We start from the raw sequence: 25,834 nt of genomic DNA, 5'->3' as shown, positions 1-25,834 counted from the left end.
TCAATAGTAAAAAAATCAAAGAAAAACTGATGGCTCAAGCCGCCCCACCCCCAAGGATAGACGGCAATTACAAAGACTCAGCTCAATATGGAGACCGATCCAAGGTATTTCAAGGTGCGAGACAGATTGTCGCAAGCCAGGCTATCCAGCCAATGCAGGTCAGCCCAACTACGCAACCAGGTGAATTGCCGTTTCGCCAATTGGCGAGTAGCAATAATGCCGCGCTCCTTCATCTCCAGCGATGTCAACTTGCCATCAAGGTGATCCCAGACCTGGCGATAACCAACCGCCCGTATAGACGGCAGCCCCGCGTGCAAGTCACTTCTGGCTCGCAGCAATCGGACCTCGTCAACGAAGCCCTGTTCCAGCATTTGCCCGAATCGTAACGCAATCCGCTCGTGCAACACATGACGATCGTTTGGCGCAATGGCCAGGCTGGCGACAGTATAGGGCAAATGTCCCGCCCCCGAAGCGCCTGCTGCGCTACTTTCAGCGGATTGACGCTGGCGATGTGACGTCATACTCATGCCACTGACCCGGTAAACTTCCAGCGCGCGAATCAGGCGCTGGGGGTCGTTGGGATGAATCCTCGCCGCCGATTCAGGATCGACTGCCGCCAATTGCTGGTGCAAAGCCTGCAACCCGAGGCGCGCCGCCTCTTCTTCAAGCTCCGCACGCACCTGTGGATCAGCCGCCGGCATATCAGCCAGGCCGTCAAGCAGCGCCTTGTAATAAAGCATGGTGCCGCCGACCAGCAGCGGAATCTTGCCCCGTGCGGTGATGTCAGCCATTGCCTCAAGGGCGTCACGACGAAAGTCGGCAGCGGAATAGCTCTGGGCCGGGTCGAGGATGTCGATCAACCGGTGTGGATGAGCGGCCAGCACCTCTTTGGAGGGCTTGGCCGTACCAATATCCATGCCGCGATAGACCAGCGCCGAGTCGACACTGATCAACTCGCAAGGCAGCACCTTCGTCAGTTCGATAGCCAGATCGGTTTTGCCCGCCGCAGTCGGGCCCATCAGAAATATTGCGGGAGGTTTACCACTCATCTTATCGACCGCGCAGGAACAGTTTGTCCAGATCGTCCAGGCCCAGTTGGGTCCAGGTTGGTCGACCATGGTTGCATTGGCCGCTGCGCTCGGTGTTTTCCATGTCGCGCAGCAGTCCGTTCATCTCGGCTACGGCCAGGCGTCGGTTGGCGCGAATGGCGCCGTGGCACGCCATGGTGCCAAGCAGTTCGTTCAGGTGGGCCTGGATACGGTCACTGGTACCGTACTCCATCAGGTCGGCCAGTACATCCTGAACCAGGCGATTGGCCTCGGCCTGCTTGAGGAGTGCCGGGATCTGTCGGATCGCCAGGCTTTCCGGGCCCAGGCGTTGCAGTTCGAAGCCCAGGCGCTGGAACCACTCCGCGTGCTCTTCGGCGCAATCGGCCTCACGCTGGCTCAAGGCAAGGGACTCGGGTACCAGCAGCGGCTGGCCACTGAGGCCTTCGCTGGCCATGGCCACCTTGAGGCGCTCGTACATGATGCGCTCGTGGGCCGCATGCATGTCTACCAGCACCAGACCCACGGCGTTTTCGGCCAGGATATAGATACCCTTGAGCTGGGCCAGGGCATAGCCCAGCGGCGGAATGTCTCCCTGGCCCTCAGGCAAAGCGGCCGGCGTGGCGTCACTGAGCGGGGCAAAGAACTCGCGATAGGCACTCCGCGCCTCGGCAGCCGGGACGGCCTGAGCCGGGCGCGGAGAGTATTGGTATTGATAGCCTGCACCCGCTCCACCAGCAGCGCTGCCGGTCGCTGGGCGCATGCCCGGTTCAGCCACCGGCTGCTCGAGCAGGTTGGCAGCCAGGCGCATTTCGCCCTGGGGGCCGAACTCACCTGCCTGGATGCCGCTGGGACGAATGATCTCGCTGGTCGCCGCGGGCGCTGCCAACTGGTCTTCAGGGCGCACATCGGCCAAGGCACGGTGCAGGGTGCCGTAGAGAAAATCATGGACCATGCGCCCGTCACGAAAGCGGACTTCGTGCTTGGTGGGGTGAACGTTGACATCGACCCCGGTGGGGTCGACCTCGAAAAACAGCACAAAGGTGGGATGCCGACCGTTGAACAACACGTCACGGTAGGCCTGGCGCACAGCATGGGCGACCAGCTTGTCGCGCACGGCACGGCCATTGACGAAGAAGTACTGCAGATCGGCCTGGCTACGTGAAAACGTCGGCAACCCTACCCAACCCCAGAGGTGCAAGCCATTGCGCTCGACTTCGATCGGCAAGGCCTGTTCAAGGAAGCCCGGGCCGCAGATTGCCGCCACGCGCCGGGCGCGGGCCGTGTCGTCATGGGCGTCGTGCAGGCTGAGTATGCTCTTGCCGTTGTGACGCAGGTGAAAACCCACATCGAAACGCGCCAGCGCCAGGCGCCGGATCACTTCCTGCAAGTGGTCGAATTCGGTTTTTTCAGTCTTGAGAAACTTGCGACGAGCAGGGGTGTTGAAAAACAGGTCGCGCACTTCCACCGAAGTCCCTACTGGGTGGGCCGCCGGCTGCACCCGCGGAGCCATGTCGCGGCCTTCGGTTTCCACCTGCCAGGCCTGCTCGGCTTCGCGGGTGCGCGAGGTGAGGGTCAGGCGCGCCACCGAGCTGATCGAAGCCAGGGCTTCACCCCGGAACCCCAGGCTCATGACCCGCTCAAGATCCTCAAGATCGCGAATTTTGCTGGTGGCGTGCCGGGCCAAAGCCAGCGGCAGGTCATCGGCAGCGATGCCGCTGCCGTCGTCGCGTACCCGCAGCAGCTTGACGCCGCCCTGCTCCACTTCCACATCAATGCGCCGGGCACCGGAGTCCAGGCTGTTTTCCAGCAGCTCCTTGATGACCGATGCCGGACGCTCGACCACCTCGCCGGCGGCAATCTGGTTCGCCAGCCGTGGGCTGAGCAGTTCGATCCGGGCGCTGTCGGTCATTGCTGAGCCGCCAGGGCAGTGGTCGGAATGTTCAGGGCCTGTCCAACCTTGAGCTCATCGCTCTTGAGGTTGTTGGCGCTGCGCAGGCTGCCTACGCTGACCTGATAGCGCACCGCGATCATGGCCAGGGTTTCGCCAGGGCGCACGCTATGTTCGCGTGGCCCCTGGGCGATCTTGCCACTGTCACGCAGGAACGCGATATAGGTGCCTGGTGGCGGGTTCTGCTGGAAAAACTGCCGCACGCCACTATGGATCGAGCGAGCCAGGGATTGCTGGTGGCTCGACGTGGCCAGCTTGGCTGCCTCATTGGCGTTGGAGATAAAGCCGGTTTCTACCAGGATCGACGGGATATCCGGGGACTTGAGCACCATGAAGCCTGCTTGTTCGACGCGGCGCTTGTGCAGCGGCGTGACCCGGCCCATGTTCCCCAGCACTTTCTGTCCGACGTTCAGGCTCGAACTCAGCGAGGCCGTCATCGACAAGTCAAGGAGCACGCCGGCGAGCATGCGGTCCTTGTCATCCAGGCTGACGTTGCCAGCGCCCCCGATCAGGTCCGAGCGGTTTTCGCTGTCAGCCAGCCACCGCGCGGTTTCCGAGGTAGCACCACGGTCAGACAGGGCAAACACCGAGGCACCGAAAGCGGCCTTGGAGGGCGCGGCGTCGGCATGGATCGAGATAAACAGGTCGGCGCCCTTCTTGCGGGCAATCTCGGTGCGCTTGCGCAGCGGGATGAAGTAGTCGCCGGTACGGGTCAGCTCGGCGCGATAACCTTTTTCGCCGTTGATCTGACGCTGCAGCTCCTTGGCAATCGACAGCACGATGTCTTTCTCATGCTGCCCCCGAGACCCTGAAGCCCCCGGATCTTCACCGCCGTGGCCGGCATCGATGGCGATCACGATGTCACGCTTGCCATTGGGCACGGGGGTCAGCTTGATCGCCGGCTGCGTAGGCGTCACAGGTACGGCCGGGGTGGTAGCGACCGGAGGGGTGGGCGGCGGCGAGACGGCGTCGGCCGCCTGGTCGAACAGGTCGACGACCAGGCGATTGCCATACTGGGCGTTGGGCGCGAGGGTAAAACTCTTGGGGGTGACCGATTTGTTCAGGTCGATCACTACGCGCAGGTCGGTAGGCGTACGCTGGGCCGAGCGCACGCTCGTGATCGGCGTATTGGAGGTCGAGACCGTCAGGGGCGCGGCCAGGGTCGCACCGTTGATGTCGATGACCAGGCGATCGGGTGCCGTCAGCGTAAATACGCTGTGCTGCACAGGCCCGGAAAGGTCGAACACCAGCCGTGTGTTATCCGGCGCTCGCCACAAACGCATACTTTTGACTTGCGTGACGGCCAGTGCATCAACAGTTACCGCCGTAAGCAGCAATCCTACGACCGCAACCAGTGCGCGAAAGCGCATACCTATCCCCATTTTCTATTTGAATTCCAAGGCCAGAGCGGCACACCAGGCTTCGCCACGTGCCCCCTGCGGCGACAGGTTCAGCGAACGTCCGCTCGCCTGGGGGCTTATGGTAATGGTCAGGTCGGGCTTTGGCAAAACACCCGCCCCGTTTTGGGGCCATTCAAACAGGCACAGGGCATCACCTTCGAAATAGTCACGGATGCCCATGAACTCCAGCTCTTCTGGATCGACCAGGCGATAGAGGTCGAAATGGAAGGCGCGAACCTCACCGATTTCATAGGGTTCTACCACCGTGAAGGTCGGGCTTTTGACTGCGCCAGTGTGCCCGAGGCCACGAATGATGCCCCGCGACAGGGTGGTCTTGCCCGCCCCCAGGTCCCCTTCAAGAAATATCACGCCGTGACCTCTGGTCACCTCGGCAATGCGGGCGCCGAAGCGGACCATGGCCTCTTCGTCGGCCAAAAACAGGGTTACGCCTGACACGCTGAATGCTCCTCCAATAAATGACGAATCGCCGGGACCAGATCACTGGCCGCCAGCCCGCGGCCTTGCGCGCCCAGCCGCTCGCCGGCACAGGCGTGAAGCCAGACACCCAGGCACGCTGCGTCCCAGCTCGACATCTTCTGGGCCAACAGGGCGGCCAATACCCCACTCAATACATCCCCCAGGCCCGCGCCCGTCATGGCGGGATGCCCGCGCTTGCACAGCGCCACGCTCCCGACCGGGTCCGCAATCAGGGTGCCAGCACCCTTGAGTACACACACGACCGCATATTTGCGCGCCAGTTTGCGCGCAGCCCCGGGACGGTCCGCCTGGACCGCCTCGGTGGAGATCCCCAGCAACCGGGCTGCCTCCCCCGGGTGCGGCGTGATCAGGGAACCCGCGTGCAGCGGCAATGGTGCTCGGGCCAGCAGGTTCAAGGCATCGGCGTCCCATACTTGCGGCACCTTGGCATTAGCGACTGCCGACAACAGGCTACGCCCCCAGGCGGCCTGCCCCAGGCCCGGCCCTACCACCAGTACCGATGCGCGCTCGATGGGTGTCATCAGCTGGTTGGCAGAATGAACGCCCAGGGCCATCACCTCCGGCAAGCGCGCCAGGGCAGCGGGTACCTGCTCACTGCGGGTGGCCAGCGATACCAGCCCGGCCCCGCAGCGCAATGCTGCTTCGGCGCTGAGCAGGACGGCACCGCCGGTACCTCGGTCGCCACCTACCACCAGCACGTGGCCGAAGTCACCTTTCTGGGCCGCAAGCGCGCGGGGTGGTAGTGGCGCGAGGCCGATACTGGTCAGTAGTTCCAGCTGGCCAGGAGGGTGTTTGGTCTGAGGCATGGGTCAAAGGCTCCGATGTCTGGCAGAATTATACGCACCTGAGTCTGCGTTGCCTTATTTCCCATGTCTGCTGCCATCCCCGATCTTCCCGCACTGGCCCAATCGATCAAGGATTGGGGCAAAGAACTCGGCTTTGCCCATGTCGGCATCGCCGGGGTGGATCTGGCCGAGCACGAGCAACACCTGGAACGCTGGCTGCACGCGGGCTACCACGGTGAGATGGACTACATGGGCGCCCATGGCAGCAAGCGCTCGCACCCCGACGAACTGGTGCCAGGCACCCTGCGCGTGGTGTCGCTGCGCATGGACTACCTGCCGGGGGACACCCGCATGGCCCAGCAACTGGCTCATCCAGAGAAGGCCTACATCTCCCGTTACGCTTTGGGCCGCGATTATCACAAGCTGATCCGCAAGCGCGTGCAACACCTGGCCGAACGCATCCAGACAGAGATCGGCCCGTTTGGCTTCCGCGCGTTCGTCGATAGCGCCCCGGTACTGGAGAAAGCCATTGCCGAGCAGGCCGGTCTGGGCTGGATCGGCAAGAATACCTTGCTGCTCAACCGCAAGGCCGGCAGCTACTTCTTTCTCAGCGAGTTGTTCGTCGATCTGCCGCTACCTGTCGACCCACCGCAGGCCAGCGAACATTGCGGCCGCTGCAGTGCCTGCCTGGATATCTGCCCGACCCAGGCATTTGTCGGTCCGTATGTACTGGACGCGCGCCGGTGCATCTCCTACCTGACCATCGAGCTGAAAAGCGCCATCCCCGAAGAGCTGCGGGCATTGATCGGCAACCGCGTATTCGGCTGCGATGACTGTCAGATCGTCTGCCCCTGGAACCGCTTCGCCCGGCCCACCAGCGAGAATGACTTCAAACCGCGGCACAACCTGGATAACGCCGGGCTTGCCGAGTTGTTTCTGTGGGACGAAGCCACGTTCCTCAGCAACACCGAAGGCTCGCCATTGCGCCGCGCCGGCTATGAGCGCTGGTTACGCAACCTGGCGGTCGGGCTGGGGAATGCGCCTTCGACCATTCCGGTGCTGGAGGCGCTCAAGGCGCGACAGGATTATCCGTCGGAGCTGGTGCGTGAGCACGTGCAATGGGCGCTCGAACAACACGCCGCGCGGGGCAAGCCCGCACCTGCTCCGTGATAATCAATGCTCGTCGTTGTAATGAAACTTCGGCATTTCCCAATGGAACCGGATGGCCAACAGGCGCAGAAGGAACCCGCCAAATAGCGTGAGCAGGATGGCCTGCTCGCCCGGGACCTTGAAATAGACGCACCCCAGGTAGAACCAGGCCGCCGCAAAGGAAACACTGGCGTAGAGTTCGCGGCGGAAGATCAACGGAATATCGTTACAGAAAATATCCCGCAGGATGCCGCCAAACACCCCGGTGATCACCCCACTGATCGATGCCACCAGCATACCCTGGCCCATCTCCAGCGCCGTCATGCAGCCAATCAGAGTAAAGGCCACCAGCCCCAGTGCATCGAGTACCAGGAACAATGAGCGCAAATGCCGCATCAGTGGCGCAATGAAGATGGTCATCAACGCGGCAAAGCTGGTCAGTACCAGGTACTCCGGGTGTTTTACCCAGGTCAGCGGGTAGTGCCCCAATAGCACATCGCGCACCGAGCCGCCGCCCAGGGCGGTGATGCAGGCGATCAACACCACGCCGAACCAGTCCATGCCGCGTCGTCCCGCAGACAACGCGCCCGTCATGGCTTCGGCGGTGATTGCAATGAGGTAGAGCATCAACAACATGGCGCAGATCCGTGCAAGGGGGCGCGCAGTCTAACCAGTTGCCACAGGCACCAAAAGGGGGCGCAGCATGGATTGTCTGTACAACCCTGCGCCGAAGCCGTCAGAACTTGATGAAGTGCTCGCGATAATGGCGCAGTTCGTTGATCGACTCGCGGATATCGTCCAGCGCCAGGTGGGTTCCACCCTTCTTGAAACTGTCGCGAACCTCTGGCGCCCAGCGTGCAGCCAGCTCCTTGAGGGTAGAGACATCAAGGTTGCGGTAGTGGAAGTAGTTTTCCAGGCTGCGCATATGGCGATACAGGAAGCGTCGATCCTGGCAGATGCTGTTGCCGCAGATCGGCGACTTGCCCTTGGGCACCCACTGTTCGAGGAAGGCAATGGTCTGGGCTTCGGCTTCTGCCATGCTGACCTTGCTGTCCTTGACCCGCTGGGTCAGGCCCGAGGCACCGTGGGTACGGGTATTCCAGTCGTCCATGCGCGCCAGCACTTCATCGCTGTGATGAATGGCAATCACCGGGCCTTCGGCCAGGGTGTTCAGGTCGCTGTCGGTGACAATGGTGGCCATCTCGATGATGACGTCATGGTCCGGATCCAGGCCGGTCATTTCCAGATCGATCCAGATCAGGTTCTGTGGGTTCTGCATGATTCTGCTCCTCGGTAGGTGCGCAGTTTAGCCTAGTGGAGCGTGCTAAACTCCTCGCCGTTTAATAATGCATGCCGAACACGGAACCTTCATGGCCAAACGCCAGCTCAATCGCCGCCAAAACTGGCGGATCGAAAAAATCCAGGGTGAACGCGCTGCCCGCGCCGCCAAACGCGAACAACAGACCCTGAAGGAACTCGAAGGCGGCGACCTGGGGCCGGAGCAACTCGGCCTGGTCATCGCCCACTTTGGCGTACAGGTCGAGGTCGAGGCCCAGGATGGCGAGGGTGCCGGCCAGGTATTTCGTTGTCACTTGCGCGCCAACCTGCCAGCGCTGGTCACTGGCGACCGTGTCGTCTGGCGCGCCGGCAACCAGGGTATCGGCGTAATCGTTGCGCAGATGCCACGCAGCACCGAGCTGTGCCGGCCCGACAGTCGCGGCCAACTCAAGCCGGTGGCGGCCAACGTCGACCTGATCGTGATCGTCTTTGCCCCGGCCCCCGAACCTCACGCCAACCTGATCGATCGCTACCTGGTCGCAGCCGAACATGCCGGCATTCATCCGTTGTTGCTGCTGAACAAGGCCGACCTGATCAACGAGGAGAACGCCCCGGCGCTCAACGCGCTGTTGGCGGTGTATCGTCAACTGGGCTACCCGATACTGGAAGTTTCGGCCCACCACGGCGACGGCATGCAGCAGCTGCAAGCACGCCTGGATGGCCATATCAGCGTGTTCGTTGGCCAGTCGGGCGTCGGCAAATCGTCGCTGGTCAACAGCCTGCTGCCCGAAGTGCAGACCCGGGTCGGCGATTTGTCCGAGTGGTCCGGCCAAGGTACCCACACCACCACCACCGCGCGCCTGTACCACTTTCCTGGCGGCGGCGAGCTGATCGACTCCCCCGGCATCCGCGAATTTGGCCTGGGCCATGTCAGTCGGGCCGATGTCGAGGCCGGGTTCATCGAGTTCAACGACCTGATTGGCACGTGCCGCTTTCGCGATTGCAAGCACGACCGCGAACCCGGTTGCGCGTTGCTCAAGGCCCTGGAGGATGGTCGCGTGCAACAACAGCGCATGAACAGCTACCGCTCGATCATCGCCAGCCTGCCTCAAGACACATACTGAAACTTTCAGTCGCCGCGTGAGGCTCGCAACGAGCCTCACCTCTCAAAACAGCGGCATTTTTGTAGGGGAAATTACCGGCTATTGCGGGGTAATTCCTTATTCGCCGTGGTCCCTTGCTGCCAGAAATACTTTCGCAGATTGTCACCTTTCAGATTCGCCATCACCAAGCGAGCCACCCCATGCCCTGTGCATGAAAGGAATCAACTATGACAATCCAACCCTTGCCCATCCGCTGCCTCTGCACCTTGCCCGGAGGGTGCTTCTGATGCCTGTTTTTATCAGCTACCGCCACAGTGATCGGCTTGACGCCTTCACTATCAACGAACGCCTGAAACTCGAAGGCATCGCCACTCAGCTGGACCTGTTCGACAACGATGATCAACAGACCACTGACGCTATCTGCGGCCTCATCACGCGTCATGTCAATAGCTGCAGCCATCTGATCGTGGTGCTATCGCAAGATACGCCCCATGCGTGGTGGCTACCCTTCCAACTGGGCGCTGGCACCCTGACCAACAGGCGCATGTCGTTGTACCAATACGCAGGCAGCGCGCCATCGGGTTACCTGGAGAAATGGCCGATCATGACCACACGCGAGCATATCGACCTGTTTGTGCATGCCTATCACGATGAACGGACCTTCAAGCGCTCGATCACCCGTGAAGACCCTGACGCCCAGGCCACCAATCGCGCCAATGCGGACTTTTTCCATGCCGACCTCAAGGCCAAGATCCGTCGTGGCTTCTGACCTATCCCCCTAAAGCAAAAAGCCCGTGGACATCACTGCACACGGGCGTTTCGATCATGAAGCGGAATCACTCCTTGCTCTGATCCATCTTCAATACACCGTCTTCGAAGATATTCAGCTTCTCGCGCAACTCACGCGGCTGCATCGGCTCGGCTTCGGGAACTGTTTGCGATGGCGCTGCAGGCGCAGGCGTGACAGGAGCCGGCGGATTGTTTTCAGGCGCTGCTGGCTGGGGCTGCTCACCTTCGATGGTGCGCTGGGCCTTCTTGGTCAGCACGATGATATCAATGCGCCGGTTTACCGGATTGAGCGGGTTCGCTCGGTCAAACAACGACGAAGAAGCATAGCCGACTACACGTGCTACCTGGCTATCAGGGTAGCCACCGGCAACCAGTGCACGACGCGCCGCATTGGCACGGTTGGCCGAAAGCTCCCAGTTGCCGTACTCGCCTGTACCCGCGTAAGGCTTGGCATCGGTATGGCCGCTGATGCTGATCTTGTTGGGCACCGCCTTGATGGTATCGGCCATGGCCAGCAGGATGTCTTCAAAGTAAGGCTGCAAATGTGCGCTGCCCAGATCGAACATCGGCCGATTCTCGGCATCCATGATCTGGATACGCAGGCCATCCTGGGTAATTTCGAAGAGAATCTGGTCCTTGAATTTCTGCAACTGCGGGTTTTCCTCGACCTTGTTCTGCAGCTCCTGCAGCAACAGCTCAAGTCGCTCACGCTCGACCTGTTCGGCCATGCTCTCGACCTGTTCCTTGTCCAACTGGATACTGGTGTCGGGCGTGTGCTCGGACTTTTCTTCCGGGTTGATGGTTTTTTCCGGCGCGAGCTTGGGCGAGCCACCCAGGTCGATCACATAAGGCGTGCCACTCTCGGAGAACCCGATCGGGTCTTTGAAGTAGCCGGCAATGGCGATCTTCTGTTCCGGCGTGGCCGTGGACAGCAACCAGAGCACCAGGAAGAACGCCATCATCGCCGTGGCAAAGTCAGCGAAGGCGATCTTCCAGGCGCCACCGTGATGGCCGTCGCCGAAGCGCTTGATGCGCTTGACGATAATGGGCTGATTGTTCTCCATGACTCAGCGTCCGCGAACCGCTTGTTCCAGCTCGGAGAAGCTAGGACGGTGGGCCGGGTACAGCACCTTGCGACCGAACTCTACGGCCAGCGACGGCGGCATGCCGGAAGCCGAGGCCACCAGTGACGCCTTGATCGCTTCATAGACATTCAGCTCTTCCTTGGCATCCTGGCGCAGGGCCGTTGCCAGCGGGCCGAAGAAGCCATATGCGGCGAGAATACCGAAGAAGGTACCGACCAACGCAGCACCTACGTGCAGGCCGATGGACTGTTGGTCGCCATCACCCAGCGAGGCCATGGTCACCACGATACCCAGCACAGCTGCAACGATACCGAAACCTGGCATGCCATCGGCGATGCCGGTCACCGCATGGGACGGGTGCTCGAGCTCTTCTTTCATGCTCAGCAGTTCCATGTCGAACAGGCCTTCGAGTTCGTGCGGTGCCATGTTGCCGGTGGACATGATGCGCAGGTAATCGCAAATGTATGCGGTCATGCGGTCATCGCCCAGTACAGCCGGGTATTTGGCAAAAATGGGACTGGCAGCGGCGTCTTCGATATCGGCTTCGATCGCCATCATGCCTTCGCGCCGACTCTTGTTGAGAATCTCGTAGACCAGCCCCAGCACTTCTATATAGAAGGTGTGGGTAAAGCGCGTACCGAACATCTTCAGGGACTTCTTGATTACATGCATGGTCATGTAACCCGGGTTGGCCTGGAGGAACGCACCAAAAGCCGCACCGCCAATGATCAGCACTTCAAAAGGCTGGATCAGCGCTGCAATCTTGCCGTGAGAGAGAACATATCCGCCGAGCACGCTCGCGAATACGACGATGATGCCGATAATTTTAGCCATAGGTAGAAAGCACTTACAGTCGTGGTCAGGGTCGTGAGCGGACGTTAATAAAACTCTTCTTCTACTTATCGGCAGATCTGCGCCAGACTATAGTCAGTCAAGGCGAAAAGCCAGTTCGGCCCCTCCAGCATGCCTATTGAAACCACTGTGCCAAGTCAAACACCACAATCACTCGATGCCTGGGTCAAACTGCTCGACAGCGTTCGCCTGCCGATTCCGCAGGCCAGCTACGAGCGGGTAAAAGCGGCGATGGCCGACAGCCGCCGCTCGTTGCGCGACATCGCCGAATTGATGCAAGGAAGCCCGGCCCTGGTGCTCAGCGTGATGCGCGAGGCCAACCACCACACCAACACCAGCCTCGGCGAACCCGCTGAAAGCCTGGAGGTTGCCCTCAACCGACTGGGGCTCGCGCGCACAACAGCGCTGCTGGAGCGCCTGCCTGTACTTCCCGAGCACCAGATCGCCCCGACACTGCGGCAGTTGCAGTTGGTCAGCCAGCACGCCAGTCAGCAGGCCAGCGGCCTGTTCGCCAGTCGCCTGGCGCGGCTTTGGCAAGAAATCCACTGGGGCAGCCTGCTGTTTCTGTCGCCCCTGTGGCCACTGGCCTTGACTCACCCCAAGCTGCTCGAGGACTGGGAGCTGCGGGTGGTGCACAAGGGCGAGTCGGCGCTGCGGGTGGAACAAGAGTTGTTTGGTGTGCGCGTGTTGAGCCTGTGCAAGGCACTGGCCGAGCATTGGTGCCTGCCGGAGTGGGTTACTCGCGGCTATCACCTGCTCCAGGAGGAACGCCGACTATTGGCCAAGGCCCTGCTCATCGCCCGCGACCAGAATAGCCTGCGCCAACAACAGCGGCTGGACGCGCAGCCGGCATTGCGACGCTGGTTCAACCAACCTTCCAATACCGTGCTATTGGCCAATGGGCTGGCACTCGCCGCACAAGTGGGCTGGACCAACGGCCACGTAGCGCGCTGGCAGATGCTCTGCAGCTTGTACCTGCAGACTTCCCTGGACGACGTCCAGCAGTTGGTTCATCAGCAAGCAGCCATCAGCGCTCGCAAACATCCCTGCACCCAGTTGTTCCATCCGGCCGAAGCGCTGCTCTGGCCCTGGAATCAGCAGCGCCTGCACCCCGGCCAGGTTGCGCCATCACCGCCCTCGGCCCAGGCCCTGGGTACCTGGCGCAAGCTCTGTGCGCAGTTGCTGGCCGAGCCCAGCCCCTTCACCAACGCCCTTCACTTGACCACCCAAGCCCGTGACACCCTTGTGGCCTGTGGTATGCAGCGGGTGATGCTGTTGATGACCGACAATCAGCAGTCTTTGTTGCGGGTCCATCAACTGGCCGGGCTGCCACGCGAGGCTGCCGGCCTGGTGCTACCTGTCGAACACAACAAGTTGTTGCAGCGTTTGATGAGCAAAGCTGCGCAACTGCGCCTGACACCCGAGAACCAGGCGCAGTTCTCGCCACTGCTTCCGCCGGCCCTGCAGGCACTGTTTCGCAGCGAACACCTGTTGCTTCGTTCACTGTCCAGCAATGGCCGAGTCGTGATGCTGCTGGTGGCTGACCAGAGCGGCAAACCGCTGGCCGACGTCAGTGTGCAGGCCTTCGGCAAAACCGCGCAGTGCATCGAACGGTCCCTGACCACCTTCAGCCACCGCAGTGCCTGACCCATGCGCTACAATCGCTCCCCCTGCCCTGACATGGAGACTCTGGATGACTGATTTTTCTGGCTTGCCCCTGGTAATTGAGCCGGTAGACCTGCAAGCCCGGCTTGATGCGCCAGAGTTGATCCTGGTTGACCTGACCAGCGCCAATCGCTACGGCAGTGGTCATATTCCCGGGGCACGCTTCGTCGAGCCCAAGCGCACCCAGCTGGGTCAACCTCCGGCACCGGGCTTGCTGCCGGCCAAGGCCGACCTGGAAAAGCTGTTCGGTGAGCTGGGGCACAATGCCAACGCCGTGTACGTAGTGTATGACGACGAAGGCGGTGGCTGGGCCGGGCGCTTTATCTGGCTGCTCGATGTGATCGGCCACAAGCGCTATCACTACCTGAATGGTGGCGCACAGGCATGGCCGGCGAACAACCTCAGCACCGAAGTACCCGCCAGTGCTGGCGGTCCGGTGAGCCTCGTCCTGCACGAAGAGCCCACTGCCACCCGCGAATACTTGCAAAGCCGCCTCGGCGCTGCCGACCTGGCCATCTGGGATGCGCGTAGCCCGGGGGAGTATCGGGGTGAAAAAGTCCTGGCCGCCAAAGGTGGCCACATTCCCGGCGCGGTCAACTTCGAGTGGACTGCCGGCATGGACCTGAACGATCACCTGCGCATCCGCAAAGACATGCCCGAAATCCTCGAACAGCTGGGCATCAGCAAAGACAAGGAAGTGGTCACCCACTGCCAGACACATCACCGTTCCGGCTTTACCTACCTGGTAGCCAAGGCCCTGGGCTACCCGCGAGTCAAGGCCTACGCCGGCTCCTGGGGCGAGTGGGGCAACCACCCGGACACGCCTGTAGAACATTGAAGAATCAAGGAAACCCAATGAAATCCCGCTTGTTTATCATCAGCCAGTATTTGCTGCCGCATCACCTGTTGTCGCGCCTGGCCGGCTGCATTGCCGAGTGCCGCGTGCGCTGGTTCAAGAATGCTTTCACCAACTGGTTCGCCAAGCGCTACCAGGTCGACATGTCCCAGGCCCTGGTCGAAGACATCACCGCATATGAACACTTCAATGCCTTCTTCACCCGCGCCCTGAAACCCGGCGCGCGCCCGCTGGATGAAACCCCGGGGGCCATTCTCTGCCCGGCCGACGGTGCCGTCAGCCAGCTCGGCCCGATCGAACACGGCCGCATTTTCCAGGCCAAGGGTCACAGTTTCAGCGCCCTGGAGCTGCTGGGTGGCGATCCAGCCAACGCTGCGCCGTTCATGGGCGGTGAGTTCGCCACCATCTACCTGTCGCCCAAGGATTACCACCGCGTACACATGCCGCTGGCCGGCACCCTGCGCGAAATGATCTACGTCCCGGGCCGCCTGTTCTCGGTCAACCAGACCACCGCCGAAAACGTGCCAGAGCTGTTTGCCCGCAACGAGCGCGTGGTTTGCCTGTTCGACACCGAGCGCGGCCCGATGGCCGTGGTGCTGGTGGGCGCAATGATCGTCGCGTCGATCGAAACCGTCTGGGCTGGCTTGGTGACGCCACCCAAGCGTGAGCTCAAGACCTTCCGTTACGACGAAGCCAGCCGGGCGCCGATCCACCTGGAAAAAGGTGCGGAGCTGGGTCGCTTCAAATTGGGCTCGACTGCCGTCGTACTGTTCGGCCCGGATCAGGTCAAATGGGCTGAAACGCTCGGCGCAGGGTCTGCGGTGAGCATGGGCCAAGGCCTGGCGATGCCTGCCCAGGCTTGAGCATAAAAAAAGCCCGCAGCGATGCGGGCTTTTTAATTGGCTTGTCTTGGCGCACTGTTGGAAACACTGTCTTGCATAGGCGCTGTGGGAGCGGGCTTGCCCGCGATCGGCCGCGTAGCGGCCGTAAACCGGCCCACACTCAACTGCATTGGCCGCATCGCTGGCAAGTCAGCCCCAGCGGTCAGACGCGACCGTCACGATCCCGGAAGCCCAACAGGTATAGCACACCGTCCAGCCCCAGGGTCGAAATCGCCTGCTTGGCCGACTGCTTGACCAGCGGCTTGGCACGGAACGCTACGCCCAGGCCGGCAATGGCCAGCATCGGCAGGTCGTTGGCGCCATCACCTACGGCGATGGTCTGCTCCATCTGCAAGCCTTCCTTGCGCGCCAGCTCTCCAAGCAGGTCGGCCTTGCGCTGGGCGTCGACAATCGGCTCGACCGCAACACCGGTCACCTTGCCGTCAACCACCTCCAACTCGTTGGCAAAGACATAGTCGATGCCTAGCTTGGCCTGCAGTTGCTTGGCGAAGTAGGTGAAGCCACCGGACAGAATTGCCGTCTTGTAGCCCAGACGTTTGAGTTCGGCGAACAGGGTCTCGGCGCCTTCGGTCAGGCGCAGCGACGCACCGATCTCGTCCAGCACTCCGACATCCAGCCCCTTGAGCAAGGCCAGGCGCTCCTTGAAGCTGGCACGGAAATCCAGCTCGCCACGCATGGCCCGCTCGGTGATTTCCGAAACCTGCTCTCCAACGCCGGCAGCCTTGGCCAGCTCGTCAATCACCTCGGCCTCGATCAGCGTCGAGTCCATGTCGAACACCGCCAGGCGACGGTTGCGACGGAACAGCGAATCCTGCTGGAAGGCGATATCGACGTTCAGTTCCTGGGCCACGCTCAGGAACTCGGCACGCAGCGCTTGCGGGTCGGCAGGCTCCCCACGCACCGAGAACTCGATGCAACCCTTGCCCTGGTCAACCGGCGTGTCCAGCGCCACACGCCCCGACAGTCGGTCGATGTGGTCGATGTTCAAGCCGTACTTGGCGGTGATCGAGCTGACACGCTGCAACTGCTCGGCAGTCACCTTGCGAGTCAACAGGGTGACGATGTGACGGGCTTTGCCCTGACCTTCGACCCAGCTCTGGTAATCCGCTTCGGAAACTGGCGTGAAACGGACCTGCTGATCGAGTTCGTAGCCCGCGAACAGGATGTTTTTCAACACCGAGGAGGCCTTCTCGGTATCCGGGATTTCCACCAGGATGCCAAAAGACAGGGTGTCATGAATCACCGCCTGACCGATGTCGAGGATGTTCACACCACCCTGGGCCAGAACGCCGGTGATGGCCGCAGTGAGACCAGGGCGGTCCTCACCGGTGATGTTAATCAGAACGATTTCGCGCAAGACGGGCTCCGACTCGTAGAAAAAAGCGCATTCTACCGATTTTCACAGACCATCGGGCGCAGCCGATACTTTGCCGCCCCTTGAGCGCTCGCTATACTGCGCAGCAACTTCTCCGACATAAAGAGCCGCGCTCTGTGAACCGGCCCACGCCCGTTAAGACCGACAACTTCTTCCTGCTGATTTTTCATGCGCTGCGCCAACGCCGTGTGCCGCTTGCGCTGCGGATCGCCTGCCATAACGTGTTCCTGGTAGCACTGGCCCTGGTGATCTATGCCTGCGTGATGGGCTTGCAGTTCAAGCAGGCCATGCATGAACAGGCCGACGCCCTGGGGCAGAGCCTGACCACGCAGACCGCAACCTCGGCGACAGAGCTGCTGGTGTCCAACGACATCCTCAGCCTCAATGTGCTGCTGGGCAATCTGGTGAAAAACCCGCTGGTCGCCCATGCGGCCATCTATAGCGTCGACAACCGGATCCTTGCCGAAGCCGGCCAGCGCCCGAAAAACGGCCTGCTGGGCGAGGCCGAAGGCCTGTACCAGACCAAGATTACCTTTCAGGATGTGACCGCAGGCCAACTGCGCATCAGCCTGGACATGAGCCAGTTCCAGCAACCGCTGACCATCAGCCTGCAGAGCATGGGCATCCTTGCCGGTATTCTGCTGGCCCTGGCCCTGGCCATGAGCCTGCGCCTGGGACGCTTCATCTCCACGCCCTTGCTGCAACTGCGGGTCTGGCTGCGCGACATCAATGAATTCACCCCGGCGATCGAGCGCCAGGACGAAATCGGCGACCTGGCGCGCCAGCTGCACGCACGCCTGGCACCTCCACCACGGGAAATCGAACCGGAAGATGACGTCGAAGAAGACCACCTCGACGACGATGAGCCTGAATTCAAGGTTCGCAATCTGCGCGACCCAAGCTTCGACGAAGCGCCTGCGGTGAACAAGGTGAACAAGCCGGTAGCGGAGGACGATGAAAACGACGACGCGTTTGCCGACCTGCTCGACGAAGAACACGACGATGCCCCGCAACCTGCTGCTCCGCCTGTCAAGCGTGAGCCTCAGGCCAGCGCTGTGCTGGCGGTACAACTGGGCTCCCAGGAACAACTGCGCCGCCTGCCCCGGGCGCGCCTGACCGAGCTGCTGGAGCGCTATCGCGATTGCCTCGACCAGGCCGCATCACTGTACGAAAGCGAAGTACATACCCTCAACGACGGCAGCACCCTGATGCTGTTCCACAAGCAGGACAGCGGCGAGGATTACCTCACCAATGCCATCTGCTGCGGCGAACTGCTGCGCGCGCTGGGCCACGCCCTGCAGATCGAGGTGGCCGACAGTGGCATCACCTTGCAACTGCAGCTGGGCCTGGCACTGGGTGAAGGCCTGGACGGCATGAGCCAGATCGACCTGCTGCTGACCGAAAAGGCCCAAGATGCCCTGGCGTTGTCGCAACACAGCCGCAACCTGCTGCTGGTGGAGCGCAAGATCAGCGACGACGCCCTGATCCGCCAACGTGCCCGTATCCGTCCTATCGCAAGCCCCGAGGGTGCCTGCTGCGTGGAACGCCTGATGGAGCCCTACCCGTCGATGCTGGAACGTCAACTGGCGCGGATGCACGAGCGTCGGGTCAAGAGCTGATCCCCAGCGCGGGCAAGTCTGCTTGAGTGACTGCATGGCGACTGCTGCGCAGTCGATCGCAGCCTCGTACCTCGGCAGCGGCTACCTGTTGCATCTGGTTCTGTAGCTGCTGGTACAGCCTGTTATCGGGCGCACAGTGGACGTGGACGGCTTTCACCTGTTCCCACAAGGCCCAATAAAAAAGCCCGCATCGCTGCGGGCTTTCTTGTATCTGTTCACCTAGAAGCGGAACACTTCCATATCGGTGCGAATCGGCGTAGCCAATGGAATCTTTGGCTTCTCCGGTTCTTTGCGCACTTGCACCGGCGCGGCCTTCTTCGGTTGCTCTTCAGCGATCGGCGGCTGGTTGGCCAGCGGCTTGAGCGCAACGCTCAGTTGTTCGGCCAGCTTCTGCAGCAACTGGCCCTGGGCCTGCACCTGCGCTGCCGCGCTGCCCTCGTGCTGTTGCTCCAGGTGGACAATGCGATTGTCACGGACCTGTCCACGGCGATCAAGCAGGCGCCACTGGGCGTCAAGCACCGCAGGCTGGTTGACGCCGGAGTCCAGGCGAGTGATCGACAGCAGGACCTGTACATCCGGTGTGAAGCCCGTGTTGCCCGGCGCCAGCACGACGCGCTGGCTGTCCAGGCGCCAGGCCAACTGACGTACCAGCAACTGATCGATGTCTGCCGACAGGCTGCCAGCCCAACGGCCATCGGTCGCCGCGGTCAGGCTACCATCGGCTTGACGCTGGAGCAGGGTTTCGCGCTGCAGGTAATCGGCAACCGACACCGGGCCGAGCACGACAGCCATGCCCGCACTTTGCTTGGGCTGGGCAGGCTCGCCACTGTCGAGCTGATACAGGGATACCGGCTGGTGCATGCTGCAACCAGTCAGTCCGAGTACACCGACCAGCAGAACAAACGGAAGGCGCAGAAATTTCATCATCCCATCCAGGCGGCCGCCACAAGGCAAACCGCAGTGATACTCATATAGATTCGTCCGGGCACACAGCCACGCTGATGCCGCAAGGGGCCTATCATCCGCGAAATAGCGGTTCGACTCCAGTGTTTCAACCCCGAACGGGCGCGAAAATACCCATTCGGGGTCTCTAGATCGGCTTATCCGACGTTCTCGACCAACAAAGCGTCTACCCGCTGGAAGCCTCGCGGCAGTTTGTTGCCTCGACGACCGCGTTCGCCCTTGTAGTGCTCCAGGTCATCAGCCTTCAACGACAGGGTACGCTTACCAGCCTGCAACACAAGCGTCGCACCGTCGGGAATCACCGCCAAATCAGTGACATATTCCTCACGGCTGGCTACCCGGTCACCGGGAATACCAATGATTTTATTGCCCTTTCCTTTACCAAGCTGTGGCAGATCGCTGATTTTGAAAATCAGCAGGCGACCTTCGGTGGTCACCGCGGCAAGCCAGTTCTGCTCTCGGTCGGCCACCGCACGCGGGGCAATGACCTTGGCCCCGTTTGGCAAACTGAGCAGGGCCTTGCCGGCCTTGTTCTTGGCCTGCAAGTCTTCGCCCTTGACCACGAAGCCGTAGCCAGCATCGGAGGCAATGACATACAAGGCATCGTCTTCAGGCAGCAGCACGCACTCGAAGCCGGCACCTGGTGGTGGCGTCAGACGGCCGGTCAAAGGTTCGCCCTGGCCACGGGCCGACGGCAAGGTATGGGCGGCAACCGAATAACTGCGACCTGTGGAGTCGATAAACACGGCAAACTGGTTGGAACGCCCGGCCGCAGCAGTCTTGAAACCATCACCAGCCTTGTACGACAGGCCCGTGGCATCAATGTCATGCCCCTTGGCGCAGCGCACCCAACCCTTTTCCGACAGAACGACGGTGACAGGTTCGGTGGGCATCAGCTCGTTTTCCGACAGCGCCTTGGCTTCAGCGCGCTCGACAATTGGCGAGCGACGGTCATCGCCGTAGGTTTCGGCGTCCTTGATCAGCTCGGCACGTACCAGCTTGCGCAGCTTGCTTTCGCTACCCAGCAGGGCAGTCAGCTTGGCTTGCTCCTTGGCGAGCTCATCCTGTTCGTTGCGGATCTTCATCTCTTCCAGCCGCGCCAACTGGCGCAGGCGGGTTTCGAGGATGTATTCGGCCTGGGTTTCGGTCAGGTCGAAGCGGGCAATAAGCGCGGCCTTTGGCTGCTCTTCGGTGCGGATGATATGGATCACTTCATCCAGGTTGAGGAAGGCAACCAGCAAGCCTTCGAGCAGATGCAGGCGGCGCTCGACCTTGTCCAGGCGGAACTTCAGTCGGCGGCGCACCGTCTGCACACGGAATTCCAGCCACTCGACCAGCAACGCGCGCAGGTTTTTCAGCTGCGGGCGACCATCCAGGCCGATGATATTGACGTTGACCCGGTAACTGGACTCCAGGTCAGTGGTGGCGAACAGGTGCTGCATCAGCTCGTCGAGGTCGACCCGATTGGAACGGGCAATGATCACGATCCGGCAAGGGTTCTCGTGGTCTGACTCATCGCGCAGGTCAGCGACCATCGGCAGTTTCTTGGCCTGCATCTGGGCAGCGATCTGCTCCAGTACCTTGGCCCCGGAGACCTGGTGTGGCAATGCGGTGACAACGATGTCCCCGTCTTCGATGCGGTAGACCGCACGCATGCGCACCGAGCCACGGCCGCTTTCGTAGATTTTCAGCAACTCCGAGCGCGGCGTGATGATCTCGGCTTCGGTCGGGTAGTCCGGCCCCTGAATGTGCTCGCACAATTGCTCGACTGTGGCCTTGGGCTCATCCAGCAAGCGCACGCAGGCGCTGGCAACTTCACGCAGGTTGTGGGGTGGCACGTCGGTGGCCATGCCCACGGCAATACCGGTGGTGCCATTGAGCAGGATGTTCGGCAGGCGTGCCGGCAGTACCGCCGGTTCGTCCAGGGTACCGTCGAAGTTGGGCACCCAGTCGGCAGTACCCTGGCCCAGTTCGCTGAGCAGCACTTCGGAGTAGCGCGACAGCCGGGCCTCGGTGTAACGCATGGCAGCGAAGGACTTCGGATCGTCCGGAGCACCCCAGTTGCCCTGGCCGTCGACCAGGGTGTAGCGATAGCTGAAGGGCTGCGCCATCAACACCATGGCTTCGTAGCAGGCCGAGTCCCCGTGGGGGTGGAATTTGCCGAGCACGTCACCGACGGTACGCGCCGACTTCTTGTGCTTGGAGTCGGCGTCCAGGCCCAGCTCGCTCATGGCATAGACGATGCGTCGCTGCACCGGCTTCAAGCCGTCGCCGATATGCGGCAAGGCGCGGTCCATGATCACGTACATGGAGTAGTTGAGGTAGGCCTGTTCGGTGAAGTCAGCCAGTGACCGGCGCTCTACGCCATCGAGGCTGAGATCAAGGGAGTCGCTCATGCGGGCCTCATCATTTCAGGTTCTGGCGCAGCAGCAAGGTGCCACCACGCTGGGTAAATTCGAGTTGTTTCAGGGCACTCATGCCCAGCAAGACCTGGTCGCCCTCCAGTCCCGGCACCACCAGGGCACGCAGATCGCGCAACTGGATATCGCCCAGTTGCAGCGTGTCCAGGCGCGTGCGATAGCCCTGGGTGCGTCCATTGGCGGTACTGAGCGTCACAGGAGCACCACGCTCGAGATCAAGCTTGCCAGCCAGCCTTTCGGGAATCGCCACATCGGTGGCACCGGTATCGAGCAGAAAATGTACCGCCTGGCCATTGATCTGGCCATCGGCGACGAAGTGCCCCTGGCCGTTGCCCGCCAACTGCACTTCGATAAAACCTTCACCGTGCTGCGAACTGATCTGGGTATTGGGGTTGGCCTGACGCTGCTCCCAATCGCCGAAATAGCGTGTAGCCAGGAACAAGCCAGCCGACCAGGCCAACACCAGCAACACCCTGCCAGCACGCTTTCCCGGTGGCTGGCTCACGGCTTGGCGCTCCAGCCGCCTTCAGGGGCAGCAAATCGCCAGACCACCGGCCGCGACTCACCGTCGTTACGCGTTGCACCGTTGTTGTCCACACCGACCCAGGCGCCTTTGGCATCGATCACCAGGGCTTCGGCCAAGCCGAACGGCTGGGTGTACAGCCGCGTCTCGGCCAGCGCATCGGCGGCGAACGACCAGCAACGCTCGATTTTCGCGCTGCCTGCATCACGACGGCATATCCGGTGGGCATTGCGTTCCAGGGTGAAAAGTTTGTTGTTGAACAGGGCGAGGTCGGCAAAGTCCCTCGGCAGCGCACGCGCCTCGGGCATCTGCAGGGGTTGCATCTCGACCCCCGCCTCGCTCAGCAACACACAGCCGCCGGCGCAGCTCCACACCGTTTGCTGGCGATTGATCAACAGCAAGCCGCGACGTTCGCGCTCTGCCGCCAACCACAGGCGATCACCAGCCGGGTTTACCGCCAGGCCTTCGAACAAGGCATTGAAATGCAGCAGCATGCCGCTGGCCCGGGCCTGACGAACCATGCTCGGATCGATCTTCAACCAGTTCGGCTCACCGTCGACTGGCACTTGCAACACGGCGGCGTGGGCTTCACTGACCACATAGCGATTGCCGGCGGCATCACAGGTGATGGCCTCGAAATCCAGGTCGCCACCACGCACCTTGCCAGCGGCCCACGTGCGTGAGCGCAAACCCCAGGGCAAGCCGCTTTCCGGCACCGGGGGAGCAGCCAGCGGTATCGACACGGCCTGCCACACCGTGGCCTGGGTATCCATCCGGTACAAGAGGTCGTCGTCGCGGTCGGATACCGCCCACAGTTCGCCCTTGCACAGGGCCAGGCCCGAGAGGTTGCCGCCACGCATGCCCTCGACCGGATGTTCGCTCACCAGCTTGAGCTCAGGCCAGGGCGCCGCCTGCAATGACAGGGCAAACACACCAAGTGCCGCTGCCAGTAGCAGACGAATCAAGCCAGTACCTCGGCCAGGTTGCCTTTGGACTCCAGCCACGTCTTGCGATCGCCGGCACGCTTCTTGGCCAGCAGCATGTCCATGATCTCGCGGGTGCCGTCCAGGTCATCCAGTGTCAGTTGCACCAGGCGACGGGTGTTCGGGTCCATGGTGGTTTCACGCAGCTGCGGCGGGTTCATTTCACCCAGCCCCTTGAAGCGGGTGACCTGTGGCTTGCCGCGCTTTTTCTCGGCGACCAGGCGATCCAGAATGCCATCGCGCTCGGCCTCGTCCAGGGCGTAGTAGATCTCCTTGCCCAGGTCGATCCGGTACAGCGGCGGCATGGCCACATAGACGTGGCCGGCTTCGACCAGCGGACGGAAATGCTGGACGAACAACGCACACAGCAGCGTGGCGATGTGCAGGCCGTCGGAGTCGGCGTCGGCGAGGATGCAGATCTTGCCGTAGCGCAGTTGGCTCATGTCGGCCGCACCCGGGTCGACACCAATGGCCACGGCAATATTGTGTACTTCCTGACTGGCCAGGACCTCGCCACCGTCGACTTCCCAGGTATTGAGGATCTTGCCGCGCAGCGGCAGGATCGCCTGGAATTCCTTGTCACGCGCCTGCTTGGCCGAGCCACCTGCCGAGTCACCCTCGACCAGGAACAGTTCGGCGCGCATCGGGTCCTGGCCGGCGCAGTCCGCCAGCTTGCCCGGCAGTGCCGGCCCTTGGGTGACACGCTTGCGCTCGACCTTCTTGCTGGCCTTGAGACGGCGTCCGGCGTTGTTGATGGCCAGCTCGGCCAGTTGCATGCCCAACTCTGGATGGGCGTTGAGCCACAGGCTGAAGGCATCCTTGACCACGCCGGAAACAAACGCGGCCGCCTCGCGGGACGACAGGCGCTCCTTGGTCTGGCCAGAGAACTGCGGCTCCTGCATTTTCATCGAGAGCACGAAGGTGATGCGCTCCCAGACGTCCTCCGGGGCCAGCTTGACCCCACGCGGCAACAGGTTGCGGAACTCGCAGAATTCGCGCATGGCATCGAGCAGGCCCTGGCGCAGGCCGTTGACATGGGTGCCGCCCTGGGCGGTGGGGATCAGGTTGACGTAGCTTTCCTGGACGCTGTCGCCGCCTTCCGGCAACCACAGCAGGGCCCAGTCGACGGCTTCCTTGTTACCGGCCAGGCTGCCACAGAACGGTTCATCGGGCAGGCGCAGGAACTCGTTGACCGAGTCGACCAGGTAGGAACGCAGGCCGTCCTCGTAGTGCCATTCGACCTTCTCGCCGCTGCCCTTGTCTTCAAAGCTGACCAGCAGCCCCGGGCACAGGACCGCCTTGGCCTTGAGTACATGCTTGAGGCGGCTGATGGAGAATTTGGCGGAATCGAAGTACTTGGGGTCCGGCGCAAAGTACACGCTGGTACCGGTGTTGCGCTTGCCGACCGTGCCGACCACTTCCAGCTCGCTGGCCTTGTAGCCATCGGCGAAGGTCATCTGGTATTCGTTGCCATCACGCTTGACCTTGACCCGCACTTGGCTGGACAAGGCGTTGACCACAGAAATACCCACCCCGTGCAGACCGCCGGAGAACTGGTAGTTCTTGTTGGAAAACTTACCGCCGGCATGCAGCTTGGTGAGGATCAGCTCGACCCCCGACACCCCCTCTTCAGGGTGAATGTCTACCGGCATGCCGCGCCCGTCGTCGGACACTTCCAGCGAATGGTCGGCGTGAAGGATCACCTGCACCGATTTGGCGTGACCTGCCAGGGCTTCGTCGACACTGTTGTCGATGACTTCCTGGGCCAGATGGTTTGGCCGGCTGGTGTCGGTGTACATGCCCGGGCGCTTGCGCACCGGGTCAAGGCCCGAGAGGACTTCGATGGCGTCTGCGTTATAGGCACTAGCGCTGGGAATGGCCATGGGTTCTCGTCGTCAGTCGTGGGTGAAAATAAGTCATCAAAATACAGAAAAATCGAGCGATTGGTACTGCAGCGGGTCGATGCCGGCAAAGCTCAGCAAGGCCGGCAGGCGCTCGGCAAACCCCTGGAAACTGTGATCGCCGCCGGCCTGGATACGCAGGGCGCAGGCGCGGTAGAACTGCTCGGCCCGGCGATAGTCCAGGGTCTCATCGGCAGTTTGCAGCCAGACTTGATAGCGCGCGCCATCGGTGGGCGCGGCGACCTCAAGTTCGGCCAGGGCCTGCACGTGGTCGTGGGTCAGCTCCCAGGTTTCACCGGTGTAATGATTGGTCTGGGTTCCCAGGTACCCGTCGAACAGGTGGTGCGGGTTGACTGCGGGGTTGATCAGCAGCGCCTTGAGCCCGTGGCGCTCGGCCAGGTGGGTGGCATAGTAGCCGCCGAGCGAGCTGCCGACCAGTAATGGCGATTCGAGCTCAGCGATGTCGGCCTCGAGCTGGGCAATGGCCTGGCGAGGGTGGTGATGCAAGGCCGGCACCCGCAGCTGCCCGGCCAGGCCGACTTGCTGCATCACCTCGACCAGCTGACAGGCCTTCTTTGACGAGGGCGCACTGTTGAACCCGTGAATATAGAGAATCGATCCCGACATACCGCCCCCGATGCACCTGTCTGACCTGGCATGCCAGGCTGAAAAACGCGCATTTTAGCCTGTT

23 protein-coding genes are annotated in these 25,834 nt (G+C 61.8%); 7 read left to right on the top strand and 16 right to left on the bottom strand.

Annotation, left to right across the window (positions count from 1 at the left end; all coding sequences use genetic code 11):
* Positions 1-77 precede the first annotated feature (77 nt).
* Genes miaA through H621_RS0123200 form a run of 5 tightly spaced genes read right to left on the bottom strand, consistent with a single transcriptional unit; the run spans position 78 to position 5,701 of the window.
* Positions 78-1,049 carry a tRNA (adenosine(37)-N6)-dimethylallyltransferase MiaA gene (miaA, locus tag H621_RS0123220; RefSeq protein ID WP_028945675.1) on the bottom strand — a complete coding sequence of 324 codons (972 nt, stop codon included), beginning with the start codon at positions 1,047-1,049 and terminating at the stop codon, positions 78-80.
* Between the two features lies 1 nt (position 1,050).
* Positions 1,051-2,958 (bottom strand): DNA mismatch repair endonuclease MutL, encoded by a 1,908-nt coding sequence (mutL, locus tag H621_RS0123215; RefSeq protein WP_028945674.1) that lies wholly within the window; start codon positions 2,956-2,958, stop codon positions 1,051-1,053.
* Entirely contained in the window at positions 2,955-4,379 is a 1,425-nt protein-coding gene (locus tag H621_RS0123210; RefSeq protein WP_209420965.1) for an N-acetylmuramoyl-L-alanine amidase, read from the bottom strand. Before H621_RS0123210 ends, mutL begins: the two co-directional genes overlap by 4 nt.
* A 3-nt stretch (positions 4,380-4,382) precedes the next feature.
* A complete protein-coding gene (gene tsaE, locus H621_RS0123205) occupies positions 4,383-4,853 on the bottom strand; it encodes a tRNA (adenosine(37)-N6)-threonylcarbamoyltransferase complex ATPase subunit type 1 TsaE (RefSeq protein WP_028945672.1) in 471 nt (156 codons plus the stop codon).
* Positions 4,841-5,701, bottom strand: a complete 861-nt coding sequence (locus tag H621_RS0123200) for an NAD(P)H-hydrate dehydratase (RefSeq protein WP_028945671.1) — start codon at positions 5,699-5,701, stop codon at positions 4,841-4,843. The genes tsaE and H621_RS0123200 overlap by 13 nt, the downstream gene beginning before the upstream one ends.
* A gap of 63 nt (positions 5,702-5,764) precedes the next feature.
* Between H621_RS0123200 and queG the strand changes: the two genes are divergently transcribed.
* Positions 5,765-6,850 (top strand): tRNA epoxyqueuosine(34) reductase QueG, encoded by a 1,086-nt coding sequence (gene queG, locus H621_RS0123195; RefSeq protein WP_028945670.1) that lies wholly within the window; start codon positions 5,765-5,767, stop codon positions 6,848-6,850.
* Between the two features lie 3 nt (positions 6,851-6,853).
* Here the strand turns inward: queG and H621_RS0123190 are convergent, their stop codons facing one another.
* Together H621_RS0123190 and orn are read right to left on the bottom strand one after the other, a co-directional pair.
* Positions 6,854-7,465, bottom strand: a complete 612-nt coding sequence (locus H621_RS0123190) for a trimeric intracellular cation channel family protein (protein WP_028945669.1) — start codon at positions 7,463-7,465, stop codon at positions 6,854-6,856.
* A 100-nt stretch (positions 7,466-7,565) separates the two neighbouring features.
* Complete coding sequence (gene orn / locus H621_RS0123185) at positions 7,566-8,108, bottom strand: oligoribonuclease (protein WP_028945668.1); 543 nt, start codon at positions 8,106-8,108, stop codon at positions 7,566-7,568.
* Between the two features lie 91 nt (positions 8,109-8,199).
* Here orn and rsgA point away from each other — a divergent pair, with 91 nt between their 5' ends.
* Both rsgA and H621_RS0123175 read left to right on the top strand, forming a co-directional pair.
* Positions 8,200-9,231, top strand: coding sequence for a small ribosomal subunit biogenesis GTPase RsgA (rsgA, locus tag H621_RS0123180; RefSeq protein WP_028945667.1), 1,032 nt, complete (start codon positions 8,200-8,202; stop codon positions 9,229-9,231).
* A gap of 265 nt (positions 9,232-9,496) precedes the next feature.
* On the top strand, positions 9,497-9,979 hold the full coding sequence (locus H621_RS0123175; protein WP_028945666.1) for a toll/interleukin-1 receptor domain-containing protein: 483 nt from the start codon (positions 9,497-9,499) through the stop codon (positions 9,977-9,979).
* A 67-nt stretch (positions 9,980-10,046) separates the two neighbouring features.
* Here H621_RS0123175 and motB read toward each other — a convergent pair whose 3' ends face one another.
* Both motB and motA read right to left on the bottom strand, forming a co-directional pair.
* A complete protein-coding gene (motB, locus tag H621_RS0123170) occupies positions 10,047-11,063 on the bottom strand; it encodes a flagellar motor protein MotB (RefSeq protein ID WP_028945665.1) in 1,017 nt (338 codons plus the stop codon).
* A gap of 3 nt (positions 11,064-11,066) precedes the next feature.
* On the bottom strand, positions 11,067-11,918 hold the full coding sequence (gene motA / locus H621_RS0123165) for a flagellar motor stator protein MotA (protein ID WP_028945664.1): 852 nt from the start codon (positions 11,916-11,918) through the stop codon (positions 11,067-11,069).
* Between the two features lie 129 nt (positions 11,919-12,047).
* On the opposite strand from motA, the gene H621_RS0123160 reads away from it, so the two are divergent.
* From H621_RS0123160 to asd, 3 genes are read left to right on the top strand one after another with little or no spacing between them, the layout of a single operon-like run.
* Complete coding sequence (locus tag H621_RS0123160) at positions 12,048-13,583, top strand: HDOD domain-containing protein (RefSeq protein ID WP_028945663.1); 1,536 nt, start codon at positions 12,048-12,050, stop codon at positions 13,581-13,583.
* 46 nt (positions 13,584-13,629) lie between these two features.
* Positions 13,630-14,439, top strand: a complete 810-nt coding sequence (locus tag H621_RS0123155) for a rhodanese-like domain-containing protein (RefSeq protein WP_028945662.1) — start codon at positions 13,630-13,632, stop codon at positions 14,437-14,439.
* A gap of 17 nt (positions 14,440-14,456) precedes the next feature.
* On the top strand, positions 14,457-15,320 hold the full coding sequence (gene asd, locus H621_RS0123150; protein WP_028945661.1) for an archaetidylserine decarboxylase: 864 nt from the start codon (positions 14,457-14,459) through the stop codon (positions 15,318-15,320).
* A gap of 181 nt (positions 15,321-15,501) precedes the next feature.
* On the opposite strand, the gene serB is transcribed toward asd, so the two are convergent.
* Positions 15,502-16,716: a phosphoserine phosphatase SerB gene (gene serB, locus H621_RS0123145; RefSeq protein WP_028945660.1), complete on the bottom strand. Its 1,215-nt coding sequence runs from the start codon at positions 16,714-16,716 to the stop codon at positions 15,502-15,504.
* A 134-nt stretch (positions 16,717-16,850) separates the two neighbouring features.
* Between serB and H621_RS0123140 the strand changes: the two genes are divergently transcribed.
* Entirely contained in the window at positions 16,851-18,353 is a 1,503-nt protein-coding gene (locus H621_RS0123140) for a HAMP domain-containing protein (protein ID WP_028945659.1), read from the top strand.
* Positions 18,354-18,572: 219 nt separating this feature from the next.
* On the opposite strand, the gene H621_RS0123135 is transcribed toward H621_RS0123140, so the two are convergent.
* The 6 genes from H621_RS0123135 to H621_RS0123110 all read right to left on the bottom strand — a co-directional run bounded on the left by H621_RS0123135 (position 18,573) and on the right by H621_RS0123110 (position 25,770).
* On the bottom strand, positions 18,573-19,277 hold the full coding sequence (locus H621_RS0123135; protein WP_028945658.1) for a PqiC family protein: 705 nt from the start codon (positions 19,275-19,277) through the stop codon (positions 18,573-18,575).
* Positions 19,278-19,453: 176 nt separating this feature from the next.
* Positions 19,454-21,712: a DNA topoisomerase IV subunit A gene (parC, locus tag H621_RS0123130; protein WP_028945657.1), complete on the bottom strand. Its 2,259-nt coding sequence runs from the start codon at positions 21,710-21,712 to the stop codon at positions 19,454-19,456.
* Positions 21,713-21,722: 10 nt separating this feature from the next.
* Positions 21,723-22,241 (bottom strand): retropepsin-like aspartic protease family protein, encoded by a 519-nt coding sequence (locus H621_RS0123125; RefSeq protein ID WP_028945656.1) that lies wholly within the window; start codon positions 22,239-22,241, stop codon positions 21,723-21,725.
* Positions 22,238-23,224, bottom strand: a complete 987-nt coding sequence (locus H621_RS0123120; RefSeq protein ID WP_028945655.1) for an esterase-like activity of phytase family protein — start codon at positions 23,222-23,224, stop codon at positions 22,238-22,240. Before H621_RS0123120 ends, H621_RS0123125 begins: the two co-directional genes overlap by 4 nt.
* Positions 23,221-25,125: a DNA topoisomerase IV subunit B gene (gene parE / locus H621_RS0123115; protein WP_028945654.1), complete on the bottom strand. Its 1,905-nt coding sequence runs from the start codon at positions 25,123-25,125 to the stop codon at positions 23,221-23,223. The genes H621_RS0123120 and parE overlap by 4 nt, the downstream gene beginning before the upstream one ends.
* 36 nt (positions 25,126-25,161) lie before the next feature.
* Positions 25,162-25,770, bottom strand: a complete 609-nt coding sequence (locus H621_RS0123110; RefSeq protein ID WP_028945653.1) for a YqiA/YcfP family alpha/beta fold hydrolase — start codon at positions 25,768-25,770, stop codon at positions 25,162-25,164.
* Positions 25,771-25,834: the final 64 nt, after the last annotated feature.

The organism is Pseudomonas vranovensis DSM 16006, from assembly GCF_000425805.1.
Lineage (GTDB): Bacteria > Pseudomonadota > Gammaproteobacteria > Pseudomonadales > Pseudomonadaceae > Aquipseudomonas > Aquipseudomonas vranovensis.
Note: the sequence above shows the minus strand (reverse complement) of the source record. Positions and strands in the feature narration are given on the sequence as shown.

Excerpts from the sequence above, each read along its gene's own strand:
- miaA (WP_028945675.1), bottom strand. The coding sequence starts at position 1,049 with ATGAGTGGTAAACCTCCCGCAATATTTCTGATGGGCCCGACTGCGGCG.
- mutL (WP_028945674.1), bottom strand. The coding sequence starts at position 2,958 with ATGACCGACAGCGCCCGGATCGAACTGCTCAGCCCACGGCTGGCGAAC.
- H621_RS0123210 (WP_209420965.1), bottom strand. The coding sequence starts at position 4,379 with ATGGGGATAGGTATGCGCTTTCGCGCACTGGTTGCGGTCGTAGGATTG.
- H621_RS0123200 (WP_028945671.1), bottom strand. The coding sequence starts at position 5,701 with ATGCCTCAGACCAAACACCCTCCTGGCCAGCTGGAACTACTGACCAGT.
- queG (WP_028945670.1), top strand. The coding sequence starts at position 5,765 with ATGTCTGCTGCCATCCCCGATCTTCCCGCACTGGCCCAATCGATCAAG.
- H621_RS0123190 (WP_028945669.1), bottom strand. The coding sequence starts at position 7,465 with ATGTTGTTGATGCTCTACCTCATTGCAATCACCGCCGAAGCCATGACG.
- orn (WP_028945668.1), bottom strand. The coding sequence starts at position 8,108 with ATGCAGAACCCACAGAACCTGATCTGGATCGATCTGGAAATGACCGGC.
- rsgA (WP_028945667.1), top strand. The coding sequence starts at position 8,200 with ATGGCCAAACGCCAGCTCAATCGCCGCCAAAACTGGCGGATCGAAAAA.
- H621_RS0123175 (WP_028945666.1), top strand. The coding sequence starts at position 9,497 with ATGCCTGTTTTTATCAGCTACCGCCACAGTGATCGGCTTGACGCCTTC.
- motB (WP_028945665.1), bottom strand. The coding sequence starts at position 11,063 with ATGGAGAACAATCAGCCCATTATCGTCAAGCGCATCAAGCGCTTCGGC.
- motA (WP_028945664.1), bottom strand. The coding sequence starts at position 11,918 with ATGGCTAAAATTATCGGCATCATCGTCGTATTCGCGAGCGTGCTCGGC.
- H621_RS0123160 (WP_028945663.1), top strand. The coding sequence starts at position 12,048 with ATGCCTATTGAAACCACTGTGCCAAGTCAAACACCACAATCACTCGAT.
- H621_RS0123155 (WP_028945662.1), top strand. The coding sequence starts at position 13,630 with ATGACTGATTTTTCTGGCTTGCCCCTGGTAATTGAGCCGGTAGACCTG.
- asd (WP_028945661.1), top strand. The coding sequence starts at position 14,457 with ATGAAATCCCGCTTGTTTATCATCAGCCAGTATTTGCTGCCGCATCAC.
- H621_RS0123135 (WP_028945658.1), bottom strand. The coding sequence starts at position 19,277 with ATGAAATTTCTGCGCCTTCCGTTTGTTCTGCTGGTCGGTGTACTCGGA.
- parC (WP_028945657.1), bottom strand. The coding sequence starts at position 21,712 with ATGAGCGACTCCCTTGATCTCAGCCTCGATGGCGTAGAGCGCCGGTCA.
- parE (WP_028945654.1), bottom strand. The coding sequence starts at position 25,125 with ATGGCCATTCCCAGCGCTAGTGCCTATAACGCAGACGCCATCGAAGTC.
- H621_RS0123110 (WP_028945653.1), bottom strand. The coding sequence starts at position 25,770 with ATGTCGGGATCGATTCTCTATATTCACGGGTTCAACAGTGCGCCCTCG.